This window comes from Moorena sp. SIO1G6 (assembly GCF_010672795.1).
GTDB lineage: Bacteria > Cyanobacteriota > Cyanobacteriia > Cyanobacteriales > Coleofasciculaceae > Moorena > Moorena producens.
On the sequence record NZ_JAAHFZ010000030.1, the window covers coordinates 27027 to 40847 of the forward strand.

At 43.0% G+C, this 13821-nt stretch carries 14 protein-coding genes; 7 read left to right on the forward strand and 7 right to left on the reverse strand.

Features of this window, described 5'->3' with window-relative positions; all coding sequences use genetic code 11:
* Positions 1-787 precede the first annotated feature (787 nt).
* Positions 788-2071, reverse strand: a complete 1284-nt coding sequence (locus tag F6K63_RS23900; protein WP_287313298.1) for a Glu/Leu/Phe/Val family dehydrogenase — start codon at positions 2069-2071, stop codon at positions 788-790.
* 142 nt (positions 2072-2213) lie between these two features.
* Here F6K63_RS23900 and F6K63_RS23905 point away from each other — a divergent pair, with 142 nt between their 5' ends.
* Positions 2214-2804: a DUF4126 domain-containing protein gene (locus F6K63_RS23905; RefSeq protein WP_071107001.1), complete on the forward strand. Its 591-nt coding sequence runs from the start codon at positions 2214-2216 to the stop codon at positions 2802-2804.
* Between the two features lie 148 nt (positions 2805-2952).
* On the opposite strand, the gene F6K63_RS23910 is transcribed toward F6K63_RS23905, so the two are convergent.
* Together F6K63_RS23910 and ovoA are read right to left on the reverse strand one after the other, a co-directional pair.
* Entirely contained in the window at positions 2953-3177 is a 225-nt protein-coding gene (locus F6K63_RS23910; RefSeq protein WP_071107000.1) for a DUF433 domain-containing protein, read from the reverse strand.
* Between the two features lie 130 nt (positions 3178-3307).
* On the reverse strand, positions 3308-4672 hold the full coding sequence (gene ovoA, locus F6K63_RS23915; protein WP_071106999.1) for a 5-histidylcysteine sulfoxide synthase: 1365 nt from the start codon (positions 4670-4672) through the stop codon (positions 3308-3310).
* Positions 4673-4707: 35 nt separating this feature from the next.
* On the opposite strand from ovoA, the gene F6K63_RS23920 reads away from it, so the two are divergent.
* Positions 4708-4872 carry a hypothetical protein gene (locus tag F6K63_RS23920; RefSeq protein ID WP_158026790.1) on the forward strand — a complete coding sequence of 55 codons (165 nt, stop codon included), beginning with the start codon at positions 4708-4710 and terminating at the stop codon, positions 4870-4872.
* 92 nt (positions 4873-4964) lie between these two features.
* Here F6K63_RS23920 and egtD read toward each other — a convergent pair whose 3' ends face one another.
* Positions 4965-5996: an L-histidine N(alpha)-methyltransferase gene (gene egtD, locus F6K63_RS23925; protein ID WP_287313285.1), complete on the reverse strand. Its 1032-nt coding sequence runs from the start codon at positions 5994-5996 to the stop codon at positions 4965-4967.
* A gap of 436 nt (positions 5997-6432) precedes the next feature.
* Here egtD and F6K63_RS23930 point away from each other — a divergent pair, with 436 nt between their 5' ends.
* Together F6K63_RS23930 and F6K63_RS23935 are read left to right on the forward strand one after the other, a co-directional pair.
* Entirely contained in the window at positions 6433-7182 is a 750-nt protein-coding gene (locus F6K63_RS23930; RefSeq protein ID WP_131827244.1) for a 2OG-Fe(II) oxygenase, read from the forward strand.
* A gap of 458 nt (positions 7183-7640) precedes the next feature.
* The gene (locus tag F6K63_RS23935; protein WP_287313286.1) at positions 7641-8141 is read left to right on the forward strand and encodes a DUF427 domain-containing protein; all 501 of its coding nucleotides are present in this window, start codon (positions 7641-7643) and stop codon (positions 8139-8141) included.
* A 129-nt stretch (positions 8142-8270) separates the two neighbouring features.
* Here F6K63_RS23935 and hemH read toward each other — a convergent pair whose 3' ends face one another.
* On the reverse strand, positions 8271-9434 hold the full coding sequence (gene hemH, locus F6K63_RS23940) for a ferrochelatase (protein ID WP_008179571.1): 1164 nt from the start codon (positions 9432-9434) through the stop codon (positions 8271-8273).
* Between the two features lie 107 nt (positions 9435-9541).
* Here hemH and F6K63_RS23945 point away from each other — a divergent pair, with 107 nt between their 5' ends.
* Positions 9542-10168: a class I SAM-dependent methyltransferase gene (locus tag F6K63_RS23945; RefSeq protein WP_287254624.1), complete on the forward strand. Its 627-nt coding sequence runs from the start codon at positions 9542-9544 to the stop codon at positions 10166-10168.
* A gap of 172 nt (positions 10169-10340) precedes the next feature.
* On the opposite strand, the gene msrP is transcribed toward F6K63_RS23945, so the two are convergent.
* Positions 10341-11330, reverse strand: a complete 990-nt coding sequence (gene msrP / locus F6K63_RS23950) for a protein-methionine-sulfoxide reductase catalytic subunit MsrP (protein ID WP_287254622.1) — start codon at positions 11328-11330, stop codon at positions 10341-10343.
* Between the two features lie 603 nt (positions 11331-11933).
* On the opposite strand from msrP, the gene F6K63_RS23955 reads away from it, so the two are divergent.
* A complete protein-coding gene (locus tag F6K63_RS23955; RefSeq protein ID WP_008179579.1) occupies positions 11934-12308 on the forward strand; it encodes a hypothetical protein in 375 nt (124 codons plus the stop codon).
* Between the two features lie 20 nt (positions 12309-12328).
* Here the strand turns inward: F6K63_RS23955 and pdxA are convergent, their stop codons facing one another.
* Positions 12329-13429, reverse strand: a complete 1101-nt coding sequence (pdxA, locus tag F6K63_RS23960) for a 4-hydroxythreonine-4-phosphate dehydrogenase PdxA (RefSeq protein ID WP_287256568.1) — start codon at positions 13427-13429, stop codon at positions 12329-12331.
* 162 nt (positions 13430-13591) lie between these two features.
* Here pdxA and petM point away from each other — a divergent pair, with 162 nt between their 5' ends.
* Positions 13592-13696, forward strand: a complete 105-nt coding sequence (gene petM / locus F6K63_RS23965) for a cytochrome b6-f complex subunit PetM (protein WP_063747919.1) — start codon at positions 13592-13594, stop codon at positions 13694-13696.
* Positions 13697-13821 lie beyond the last annotated feature (125 nt).

Here is a 13821-nt window from a genome sequence, read left to right on the forward strand (position 1 = left end):
ACAAGTAAGACAAGTAAGACAAGTAAGACAAGTAAGACAAGTAAGACAAGTAAGACAAGTAAGACAAGTAAGACAAGTAAGACAAGTAAGACAAGTAAGACAAGTAAGACAAGTAAGACAAGTAAGACAAGTTATAGGAAACTATAGGAATAGGTAAATTCAGATCAGTAAGAAAGAGATCTGATGATTTTTTGGTATGTTCAGAGAACAGGATTGGTTTTTATGATATATTTGGAAATGGGATATAATACGCCCATAGAATACCCTCATAGAATACGAACTAATAGGGCAGGTTAATAAGGCACGATATTATTAAGTTGTAAGCATTCAGCTATCAGCTATCAGCCTATGCGCTATGGGCATATGCTGACATTAAATTGTGGCGTTGCTGATTCTGGGTATGGTTTTGCCCCCCTAGCCCCCCAATTTTGGGGGGAAAAAGACTTTCAAAGTCCCTTCCGGTGCGCTTTCCAATGGGCGAGTAAATCGCCCTTGGGTCGCACCGCAAAGTTGGGGGATTTAGGGGGCTTGACCACAACCAGATGATCATGCATTCATTCCTTGATTCAGCAACGCCTAAATTGTTGTGCATTTAAATTGGTTATTACCTGTTACCTGTTCCCTTTGCTATAGTATTAGGACTTACGCAAATCCCTTAATTTAACGCTACCTGTAGGGTGGGCCAAACCTTGCCCACCCTACCCATGGAGTCTGTGCGTAAGTCCTGAGTATGATTGGAATGAGTGCGATCGCGAAGTGTCTGTAAAGGAGAATCGCACTTTCGGATTTATTTACAATAATAATCCCTAGTTCCTTTAGCATCCAGAGAGTCTCCCAGGCGATTCAAAGCATGAACATAAGCAGCTGTGCGCATGGAAACCGCTAGTTCCTGAGAAAGTGACCAAATTGTTTCGGTTTCTTCCAGCATTTTTTCTTTCAGACGCTGATGGACTTCATCGAGCTTCCAATAGTGTCCACTCCGGTTTTGTAACCATTCAAAATAGCTAACCGTGACACCTCCAGCATTAACCAAAATGTCAGGAAAAACATAGATGCCTTTTTCTTCCAAACGATTGTCAGCTGTCGAGGTTACTGGTCCATTCGCTACTTCAAAGATATAATTTGCTCTGATATTATCAACGTTTTCTTCGGTAATTTGATTTTCCAAGGCAGCGGGAATCAAGACATCTACATCTAAGGCTAAAAGGTCTTGATTAGTAATGACTTCATGCTCAACAATATTGCAAACGCTACCTCGACAGTAAACAGCTTTAATACCTTGACTGGATGTTTTGTATTGGCGAATACTGGGAATATCTAACCCTTTTTTGGCATAAATACCCCCTTGAGAATCACTGACAGCCACAACTTTATAACCAGCTTTAGCTAACAGTTGCGCTATCACAGCACCAGCATTACCAAATCCTTGCACGGCTACGGTGGTATTTTGAGGCAGTTGGTCAAATTTGGGCAAAATCGATTCCATCACAAAAAACGCGCCAGTAGCGGTAGCGGTATCGCGACCAACACTTCCTCCCAGTGCCAAGGGTTTACCTGTGACGACCCCTGGACTGATTTGACGGCGAATGACGCTGTATTGATCCATCATCCAACCCATAATCATGGAATTGGTGTAAACGTCGGGAGCGAGAATATCAATATCAGGCCCAATGAAATCTGCGATCGCATCGATGTAACCACGACTTAACCGTTCCAACTCCAGCTTTGATAAGGCTTTAGGATTTAGAGTAATTCCCCCTTTGCCACCCCCGAAGGGCAAATTTAAGGTGGCACATTTAAAGGTCATCCAAAAGGCTAAGGATTGGACTTCATCTAAACAAACATTGGGATGATACCGCACTCCCCCTTTTGCTGGTCCCCTGGTGGTGTCATAGCGAACCCGATAGCCCTGAAACATCTGTAACGAGCCATCATCCATACGGACTGGGATAGAAACGCTCAAACTAGATTTGGGATATTTTAAGCGTGCGATCGCATCCTCCGAAATTGACACATATTTCAGTGATTTTTGCAGTCGTTTACTGGCATCAGCAAATAATGACTCAGACATGGCCTTATTTCTCCAGCTAACAGTATTTACCATTTACCCAGTCCTGGTTATTTAATTTAATCACAAAAAAACTGTATATTTTGTTACATTATGCTAAGCTTTACTGGTTTATACTAAACCTCTTGCCAAAGTAACTACACTCATGATTGCACTCCTCGCCGCCCTCTCAGCTTCCGCTGCGGCAGGAATGAGAATTGCCCTGCCCCTGTTGGTAATTGGTTTGATCCACAGTGACCAACTCTGGTCGAAGGTACCGTTACTGTCACAGATTCATCCCCCAGTCTTGCTGACTATCTTGACAACTTGGTCATTGGTGGAGCTATTTGCCTCCAAAAAGCTATTAGGACAGCGAGTCTTGCAAATAGTTCAGCTAGTGTTAAGTCCTCTAGTGGGAGCAATTCTTGGTATTGCTGTGACTCAGTTTGCCGAAGAACTAACGGGATTTGTCTGGGTAGTCGGTATTGTCGGCGGCTTATTAGCCTTCGTACTCCAGTTAGTTCAAGTGGGATGGTTCTACCGTTTGCGTGGCTTGCCTCTGTGGGTAGTGTTTCTTCAGGATTTTCTGTGCGTAGTTTTGATAATTTTGGCTTTTGATGCTCCTGAACAAGGAGGATTAATCGCTTTACTGCTACTGTGGCTAGCCATTCGCAGTTCTAAGCATTGGTATCGTTGGTATGTTAGAGGGAAGCGTTCCCGTATCAGTGATCAAACCCATGACCAGAATCCTGACTGAAGGTGTTAATTTTTATGGGAGAAGTCCTGCGCTATACTCGTGGTTGCTAAGGGTCTGTTGGGAGAGCCGTTTTTAGGTTTTTATAAAATAATGTTTTTTGGCATATTCCCAATAATTCGATCTGAAATATTTTCGTACAAAAGAAGTTTCACAAAGATACCACGAATAACTTTTTCTCAAGCTCTGCGGCAAAAGCAAGACAGGCTTTGATGTCTTCGGAGGTTAGTTCAGAAAAATCTTCTATAATTTCTGCTTCTGTCATTCCCCCGGCCAGATATTCTAAAATGTCGTAGACGGTAATGCGCATGCCTCTTATGCAGGGTTTACCACTGCGTTTACCAGGCTCGATGGTGATGATGTGGCGATAGTCCATAGTTTGTTAGTCTTGTGTTATTTAACTCAATGTTAAAAGAAGCCCCACAGCTCCGGTGTTGATAGCTGATAGCACCTCAAGTAGCATCTCAAGTAGCGCATATGCTTACACCTTTTTTTACAACAAAAAGCTATGAAGCAGCAATTCTAAACCCAGCATGTTGGTAGAAGTAGGGACGGAACCAGTTACGATAGAATGTCGATGCTTCTGTTCCAGTAGTCACCCAAGCACCACCAAGCATCATGTTATGTTGGGTATCAAAAAACGGAGCAGAATAATCTTCATAGAGCCGATGGGCCTTGAATCCTGGTAGCGGCTTGAAGTCATCACTCAGCCACTCCCATACATTCCCCCGCAAGTCATAGAGTCCAGCAGGACTTTTAGCGGTTTCTAACATACCCACTGGGCTAGGTGAGCCAAACTTGAGATTTAGATTGTAATCCTCGATCGCAAAGGGGTCTTGCTGGAAATTTGTGCTACTTTCACGTCCGCCAGCAGTAGCAAGATTCCATTCCGCTTCACTCATCAAACGAATCCCTTTACCCTTCCATCGACAGTAAGCCATGGCTTCATGGTGATTAACTTCAACGGGCCAATCGAGAGGTAGGTCAATCTCGTCAAACAGCGCTCGATACTTGTAGCCACAGTTTTCGCCACCATTGCTAGCTATCCAGAATTTAGGGTGCTTAATATTATAGGTTGTCTTCCACGTCCAGGATTCTTTATCCCAGTAATCTGGATTATCGTAGCCATTATCATTGACAAACTCCAGAAATTCTCCGTTGGTAATCAGATACTGACTGGCTAAAAACGGTTTAACCTCTACCGAACGATTGCCATATTCACTATCCCAGCCATAGATAGGATAATCCTCTGGTTTACCAAGTGCTACCGAACCCCCAGAAACTTTGAGCATTTCATTCTTGGAAACCTTGCCATTAGAAACAGCATAATTCCAGCTGTCAGGACGTTCAAGCCGCTCTACAGGCAGTTGTCGGATCAGCATCGAAGAGGTTTCAAAGTGGATGCGACTGTGTTCAATTCCCATCATCAGCGCCCAAAGAGGATGATTTTGATGAATTGGCAGATTCAGAGGAGTCTTTTCGATAGTTTCTATAACCACCCCATACACTTGATCTCGATACCGCCAAACCTCTTCCACTTTCGGCCAGTGGATATCTTTGGTTGCTTGATCGAGTTCTTCAGGAGTTTCCGGGTCTACACCAATCTCAAACAGGATTTCATAGTTAGGATTAATGGGTTTATCCAATAACCCAACCCCAAGGAATTTATTGATGTAGAAGACAGCAGAGTGACCCAAATAGAAAATCAGACGGTTTCTTAAGGGGTCGGGACTGATATAGAATGTTTCTTCCCCAACCAGACTTTTCATCAGAACATCTTCGAGTTCCCATGAATTCTTAAAGTAATTGATAATAGTTTCGCTATTGCAGGTGTCAAGGCGAGGGAATTGAGTAGATTCGAGAGTATCCATCCTTTGAGTTCCAAATACTATTCTTCAACTTAGGGGTGTCTATATTCAGCTTTCAGCAGTCAGCAGTCAGCGGTCAGCAGTCAGTGGTCAGCGGTCAGCGGTCAGCAGTCAGCAGTCAGCAGTCAGCGGTCGGCTTATTTTATTCAAAAACTGTTCGGTGTAGCTTGGCCACAGGCCTTTGCCTGAAAGCTGATAGCTGATAGCTGAAAGCTGAAAGCTGAAAGCTGAAAGCTAATAGCTGATAGCTGAGACCTGATAGCTGATAGCTGAAAGCTGATAGCTTACACGTCGATTACACAGGCTGTATCTGACACAGGAGTAAACCAAACCATTCCTTGGTATCAGTCCAAGCCTGAACTGTTTTTAGTCCCCGATCGTTTAGATAGTGCTCCATCTGCTCCACATTGAATTTGCGAGAAATTTCTGTAAGCATGCTTTCTCCTGCTTGAAACTCAACCGTTAAATCCAGGCTGGCTAAGCGCACAACATGGGTTTTCTGGCAATGTAAATACATCTCAATCTGATGTTCCGATTGATTATAAATCGCCTGATGGGTAAAGCGAACGATGTCAAAATTTCCTTGAAAACGCCAGTTCAGATGTGCCAGCATATTAAGGTTAAATGCCGCAGTCACCCCCTGACTATCGTTATAGGCAGCTTCCAGAATCTCCTTGGGTTTTTGTAAGTCAATGCCCAGCAAAAAGTAATCTCCTGGTGCTAGTAAAGCTGTCATTTGCTCAAAAAAGCGATCGCACTGTTCAGGAGCAAAATTCCCCAAGCTACTACCCAAAAAGAAAACCATCCGACTAGGTAATGGTGTTGGAGTTAATTGGCTCAGGGCGTGTTCATAGGTTCCGACCTGACCCTGAACCTTTAACTTGGGATAATCCAGCAACAGCTGCTTGGCACTCTCTTCAAGAATCTCCCCACTGACATCAATAGGAACATAGCGCAAAGGATATCCCTGGTTTTCATAGGCATCCAACAACAAGCGAGTCTTGGTAGAGCTGCCACTACCCAGCTCCACCAATTCGCAAGCTCCCGTCAATTGGGCTACTTCTACAGCATACTGTTGTAAAATTTCTGCCTCTGTGCGGGTGGGATAATATTCCGGTAACTCGCAGATTTCCTCAAATAATTGGGAGCCTTTTTGATCGTAAAAGTAACGAGGTTGCAAACATTTCGGCGTTTGGGTTAATCCTCGAATGATATCTTTGCCATCATCTGTTGCAGTAGGCAGGTTGGCACTCCCGAGATAGTTAATTCCTAGGCGATCCTCACTGAATCTCAGATTCTTTGTGGTCTCTTGAAAAGTTGTTGACATAATACTCTTTTAATTTTAGTTTTCCAAAAACAGTTTTCTAAAAACAGTACATTTATACTGCTTAACCCATGTTCGGATTAGCACCGGTTAAGAGTACCATAATTTTTACCAGTTTTGAATAGCTCTTACTTTGGGTTCGCTGTCCAAAGTAAGAGCTATACTTTGTCGATTTTGCCTGAGGGCAGGGCAAACCCATCTAAATTAGTTTGACAAATAAGCAAGAGTATGATCAATGAAAGCTAAGTTAACTTGATGGCCAAATTTTATGGCCAAATATGATATAATGAAATCATCACTAATTTTTTTTTTTGAATACAGGCTCTTTCCACTGCTAAATGCTTCCTTTCCCAAAGAGTTTAATTAACATAACAAGTACGGAATATCCAAATTTATTTAAGACTACAAATTTTTTATACATAAATCAACATTAATGATTATGAAAAACACTGATATTCAAATAAAAAATATCTCAGATTTAAAAAGATTAGGTTATTTAATAATTGATAATTTTTTGACAATTAGGGAATGTGAAACCCTTTTAAAAACAATCGCTAATTATCGACAAAAAAAATATGAAGTAACTGAAGTTTATCGACCTTTTAAAGAAAGAGATCTTCGATATTTTGTAATTAATGGGCAACAAATTGAGAAATACTTACCTGAAGTATGGCAGTTATACGAGAATGTCAATCTATTAGTGAACAAAGTCAGTAGTCAGGTTCTATTTCCTCTTAGTAACAAATTACCAGCAGTTAACATTAACATCATTAAACCAGGTGGAGAGTATCGATGGCACTATGACAGAAATGCTGTTACCGCCTTACTATATTTAAATTCAGTAGAAGGTGGGGAACTAGAAATGTATCCTAACTATAGGCTTAGGTTTGGCAGGAAAAACCAACAATTCACCTTTATACAAAAGTGCTTGGATGCTGTAGTAAAGCTTAAGTTAATTCGATATTTTTTTGGTAAAAAAGTATTTATCAAACCTCGTCAAGGGATGATAGTGATTATGCAAGGAGACAAATGTCTTCATAGCGTGAAAGCGTTAGAAGGTGAACAAGAAAGAATTAATGTAGTGATGAGTTACGACTTTCCAGGAGTGGAGTTTATTGTAGAGAAGGGGCTAGATTCTTACTTGTATACGAATCAAAAGGGAATTTCTTCAGATCCAAATTATGTATAGGGTTCCTAGAATCACCTGTAGTGGTACACAAGTATTGATTTTAGTTTCCTTTACTTTGACCAAACCCTAGCCAAACCACAGCAATAATAGGCGATTTCTTACAAACTGACAAAAAAGTGTTAAATATAACAAAAAATGAAACTACTGTATTTTTTGGTTGTCCACCATCTTACTTAACAAAAGATTTTTTACAACACTGCAAAATAAACTAAAAGAATGTATTCAAAGTAGATTACTTGTTTTAAGTTCGATATTAAAGAATTACGGAGACAATGTTTTTTTATTTAAAAATAATGATTATACAAGCCCAGGTGCATATCTTTTGACAAGAGTGGTATTTGCACCTAATGTGTACAATGAATTTTTGGACAATACTGCGGAATGAAGACTTTCACCAAAATACTACTCACTCTTATTCCACACCATGAAGTTGTATATCGTCTAATATAACTGAGGACATGAAACCAAGACCAACTCCTATCCCTCCCAGTCCAGGTCAAGAATCTGTTTGGGATTATCCTCGCCCTGCCATTTGGGAAGATACAACTAAGCATATCCGAATCATTTTCAATGATATCGTTCTAGCTGAGACCAGACGAGCTAAACGAGTGCTGGAAACAAGCCATCCCCCCATATACTACATTCCCGCTGAAGACATTAAGTTGGAATATCTAATTGAAACACCACGTCAAACCTGGTGCGAGTGGAAAGGTAAGTGTTTATATTACAATGTTGTTGTGGGTGACAAACAAGTAGCTAATGCAGCTTGGCGTTATTTTAAGCCAACCCCTCATTTTACTGAAATTAGAGACTACTACGGTTTTTATCCTCGTCCAATGGATGCTTGCTATGTGGATGATGAGTTAGTTATACCCCAAGCTGGCAATCTTTATGGTGGCTGGATCACCAGTGATATTGTTGGACCTTTCAAGGGAGAACCAGGAACAATGGGTTGGTAGATGGGTTAGTAGATTTGGTAGATAGTGGGTGATATTTGGGAGCAGTCGAGGGGGACGATTACTTGCCCCCCCTCCCAATTAGATCTGATAGATCTAGACTTGCCCGTTTCTGTTGTAACCTGAAGAAATTTACAACAACCCAGCAAAATGTAGCGGTCCAGTACCACTAATCAACTCCAACAGTAAAGCAATAAACCCAATCATAGCCAGACGACCATTCCAAACTTCTGCTGCTGTAGTCATGCCCCACTCCCAGCGCTCTGGAGGGTAAATTTTGACTGTCTCTGGGGGACGAATTACCTCAGAGAGTTCACGGCTGGGTGATTCGAGAGCGTCAACTACCAAAGTTGTCAAAGACTCAATAAACAGGGGATGGGTATTGAGGGCTGGTACCCGCTCAAACTGCTTAATCCCTGATTCTTCTGCTATTTCTCGATACTCAATGTCAATTTCTTGCAGGGTTTCGATATGTTCCGAGACAAAACTAATCGGGACTACCAGCAAATCTTGAGTATTCTTAGCTCCGAGTTCTTGCAAGGCATCTTCGGTGTAGGGTTGGAGCCATTCTACCGGACCAACCCGACTTTGATAGGCCAGAGTATGGGGATTGGGGCGGTTGAGGGTTTTCATAATTAAGGCAGTGCAATCCTCAATTTCCTGCTGATAGGGGTCTCCAGCTTCTGTGACATAGCTGATCGGGACACCGTGAGCACTAAAGAAGATATGAACTTGATCAGGATTAGAAAACTTATCGAGTTCCTGAGCAATTAAATCAGCCATGGCTTGGAGGTATTGTGGCTGCTGGTACCAGGAGGGAATGACTGTGTGTTCAATCTTGCTCAGGTCTGGGTCTTCTGTCCACAGATTTTCTAGCAGACGGAAGCTAGAACCACTGGTGCTGATAGAAAATTGGGGATAAAGCGGTAGAATAACTAAGCGTTCGATGCCATCCGCTTTGATGGTTGCGATCGCTTCTTCAGTGAAAGGATGCCAGTAACGCATTCCCACATAGACACTGACCTCTTGCCCTTTCGTTTGCAAATGTTCCTGGAGGGCTTGAGCCTGGGCGTCTGTAATCTTCCGTAGAGGGGAACCACCGCCAATTTGCTTGTAGTTCTCCTGGGATATCTTAGCACGCTTAGTCGAGATTAGCCAAGCCAGGGGTTTTTGCAGCCACGGAAAAGGCAGGCGAATGATTTCCGGGTCAGAAAACAGGTTGAATAGAAAGGGACGAACATCCTTTAACTGATCTGGCCCACCTAGATTAAGCAATAATACCCCAACACGACCCATAGTTAACACAGCTTCCCATAACTTTCATATTTGTTACTGATTTTAACAATATATTTTTTAACTTAAATTTGCAACAAGAAACACAGATCTTTACGAAGGAGTGAGTAGTGGCAACAGTTCTTAGAGCTTGGAGTTATCAGTACCAATGGCTGTATGATAGTATTTCCCGGATCGCGGCTTTGAGCGTGGGTGGAGAGAGACGATTCCGCCAGCTACCGTTACAGGGCTTAACAATTCATTCAGGAACCAAGGTGCTAGATCTCTGTTGCGGCAGTGGTCAGGCAACCCAGTTCTTGGTGGAATTGTCTGAGCATGTCACAGGTTTAGATATTTCGCCACTATCCCTAGAGCGAGCGCGGCGGAATGTTCCCCAGGCCAACTATGTAGAGGGTTTGGCTGAACAGATGCCATTTCCAGATGCTCAATTTGATATAGTTCACACCAGCGCCGCACTCCATGAAATGACCCCTGAGGTGTTGCAGCAGATTATTCAGGAAGTTTACCGGGTGCTTAAACCAGGAGGAGTATTTACCCTAGTGGATTTGCACAAGCCAACTAATGTTTTGTTTTGGCCAGGGTTAGCGGTATTTATGTGGTTGTTTGAAACCCAAACAGCTTGGCAATTACTGGAGACTGACTTGGTCAAAGGGCTTGAGGAAGTGGGGTTTAAGGTATGCGATCGCTCCTTGTACGCAGGTGGTAGTTTACAGGTGATTCAGGTTACGAAAGCGTAAAGGCCGACAGTAACTAAAAAACCTACCCGAAGGGAAGGCCAAGGGCGATCAACCTTCAACCTTCAACCTTCAACCTTCAACCTTCATTTTTAAACCTTCAACCTTCAACCTTCAACCTTCAACCTTCAACCTACCCTACACCTAACGCCAAAGGCGAACAACCAAATAACCTTCAACCATACAGACCACCTACATATTCCCCATAACCGTTGTAAAGTAGGGTGGGTCGTTTTTCCCAGGATAAGTTAGGACCGCTACTGATGAATTTTTCTGTAGCTTGTGACCATCTGGGGTGAGGCTTATTGGGGTTAACATTTGCCTCAAAGTCATATTCATAGGAATTGATGGTATTCCAGTAGGTAGCTGGCTGGTTAGCTAAAAACTCGACTTTGACTATGGATTTTGCTCCTTTAAAACCATATTTCCAGGGCACTACCATGCGAATAGGAGCACCATGCTGCTTGGGTAATAGATGACCATAAATACCAATAGCAAAAAATGCTAGTTCGTTAGCCATTTCCTCAACACGTAAACTTTCGGTATAAGGCCAAGGTAAGGAACCAAGGTGTATGCCTGGACCAATAGTAATTTTGCGGTCATAATAGGAGGTAAATCGCACAAATTTAGCCTCTGAAGTAGGTTCTACTGCTTTGATCAGCGCTTTCATGGGAAATCCGATCCAGGGTAGCACCATTGACCACGCCTCTACACAGCGGAAGCGATAGATCCGCTCTTCGATGGGAAATTTAGTTTGCAGATCATCTAGGTCATAGGTTTGGGGATTTTTGACTAATCCCGTCACCTCTAGCTTCCAGTCTTTGGTTGGTAAATTTTGGGCTGCTTGCCAGATCGATTTACTGCCGCCAAATTCATAAAAATTGTTGTACTGTCCAGCAAGATCCTGATCAGTGATGGGTCTGTCAACACTGGCAAAAGCTGGATTGGTTGCTAAGGATTTTAACTTAGGTTGATTTAGGGTTTCCGAAAGAGCTTTGTCTGAGGCAGAAGAGGAAGCTTGACAACCAAGAATTGAGAGCATTCCAGTGCCTAGGCTGGCACCAACTAAATTTTTGAGAAAGCGACGTCGGTTAGAATAAGCCGTTTCTGAGGTGACTTGTTGCTCTGGCAGTTCCCAGGACTTTGGTACACGAATGATGGTCATAAAGTAAGTGATATTGTTGACGGTGAGCTTTTAGCAGTCAGCCTCTGAGGCTCTGGAGCTTATTTAAGCATTCAGCAGTCAGCCGTTAGCCGTCAGCCAAACGCTAGTGCGTGGCCATAGGCCAAGGCTCACGCTACGGGAACAGCTTTCCGTAACAGACATTAAACGAATGCTTACCTGTTTTCTTGATGCAAAGCGCGAGTGGGGGAAACCCCCGCAGGTCGGCGCTGCATCGCTTATTCAAAAGCTGTTCCCTTAGCTTGTCGATAGCCCATAAGCTGATAGCCCATAAGCTGATAGCACCTCAAGTAGCTTGCGTGGCACAGGCTTCGACGCTGTGATGTAGCGCATTAGTTGATAGCTGAATGCTTACGAGCTTATAGCTGGCAAGGGTAGCTTTTCAAGTAGTGCCTTGACTGATAGCGCCAGTTAAAAGCTTAAGTTATACTTGTGCCAAGTATAGTTAATAACTATAGTTAAAATTACTACCGCTTATTTTTTTTTATAAGGATGTATTAGGATGCCAGATTAATGTCATGACTACTAAAATAAAAATAAATAAATAAATAAAATAACGTAAATAAAAAAACCAGGAGAAAGCTGATGATCCGTAAAACACTAGTTATAGTAGGAATCGGCTGGATAGTTGTGGGATTGGTACCTCTTGCCTATGCTCAGTCAGGAGCGCAGTCTAGTGAGCCAAGCGGTTCAGTAACCCTGTCTGGTGACACCCTCCGCCAAGTTAATGGTCGCACGGTCTCAGACGATTATGGCACCTTTTTCCCAACATCACTAGAGCTGGAGGAAAAGGAAGGCTTAGGTAACAATTTACAGCCTAAGTTCAAGGTTGGTTCAAGTGACAATGTAGACATAGTTTTTGGGGATACCATCCAGCAGGAAGAACTTAATGTGTTTCCTCAATCCCCAACTACTCGCAATACTCAAAAAGTCCAGTTGGCGGTTCCACTAAGAGAGTAAAGGTTGACTAAAAGTTTGTTCTAAGCACTGATAGCTAAAGGGTTACTCAACCTCTGGTTCACCAGTTCAGTAGCTAGGCTAATTGCAGCCTTCATGCTAGTAGCGTTAGCAATGCCAAGACCGGCAATATCAAACGCTGTGCCATGATCAGGAGAAGTACGCACAAAGGGTAAACCGATGGTAGTATTGATCGCTCTGTCAAATGCCATGAGTTTGACAGGAATTAAGCCCTGGTCATGATAGAGTGCCAAATAAGCATCATGAGCATTATCAGCGTACTGCTGGTGGTTGCCGTACCAAGCCTGACCAGGTTTTACCCAAAGAGTGTCAGGAGGTATTGGTCCATCTAATTGGATAGTCGAGCGTTGCTGGCGCTCTTGCTCTAGCCAGGGAATCAGCCAATCTTGTTCTTCACAACCTAGCTGACCCTGCTCACCACTATGAGGATTTAACCCAGAAATCGCGATTCGAGGTTTGTTGATGCCAAAATCACTAGCCAAACAGGCGATCAGTAAGTCTAGTTTACTCCCCATCAATAGTGGCGTTAAGGTATTTGGGACTTGACTTAAAGGAATATGTGTGGTAGCTAAAAGTGTACGTAGCACCCAACCACTATGGGGCGATCGCGCTACGAAGAGCATCCCAAATTGTTTGACACCAGAGTAGTGGGCTAGCACTTCAGTTTGACCAGGATAATCATGTCCTGCGGCTTTCCAGAGAGACTTGGCAATGGGTGCGGTCACAATACCATCAAACTCACCACGTTGGGTGAGTGCGATCGCATTTTCCAGATACATAAAACTAAGAGCACCACTAGCAGCATTACCAACACCTGGGGTTATTTGAGGCCTTTGTCCGTAATCCAACTCAATGTCAAGGATTGATAATGTCTCTGGGGAAGCTAAAGTAGCTACATCTTCAATCCCCTGCTGACTTAGCTGGGTGTAAGCCCCATTCAAGAGGTACCGACTGCCAATCACGGTTATCTCACAATTCCTAGTGACTTGGGAATCTGCCAATGCCTTGAGGACAACTTCTGGTCCAATGCCTGCCGGATCTCCCAAGGTCACCGCTAACCTAGGACGCCTTGGTGGTGAGTTAAGTTTTCCTGTCAAAGACATGTTCTGATGGTTTGTTGACAAGTCTGACATAATTCGTAAACACTCCAGTACCCTAACCCCTTTGCTGGAATACTCTTGCTCAGGATTTCCATAGGATTGCTATATTCTCGCACCCTAGTCATGATACCTTGTAACAAAAGTACATAGGAGATCATAAAACTAATGGGTACAGAAATTTTCAATGCAGCGTTTTTGTCCTTCACCCTGATTCTTGTGGGTTTGGGCTTAGGCTTCTTGCTACTCAAAATCCAGGGAGTGTCAGAATAGTTTCTAGTGAATGGGTTATGGGGTAACGGCTGTGGGGTTTGGTCAAGAATTCTGGCACAGTTTTCTTTTAAACCAATCACTTATGCTGTCTTAGCCTAAACCCATTCTCCCACACCCCTCACCTG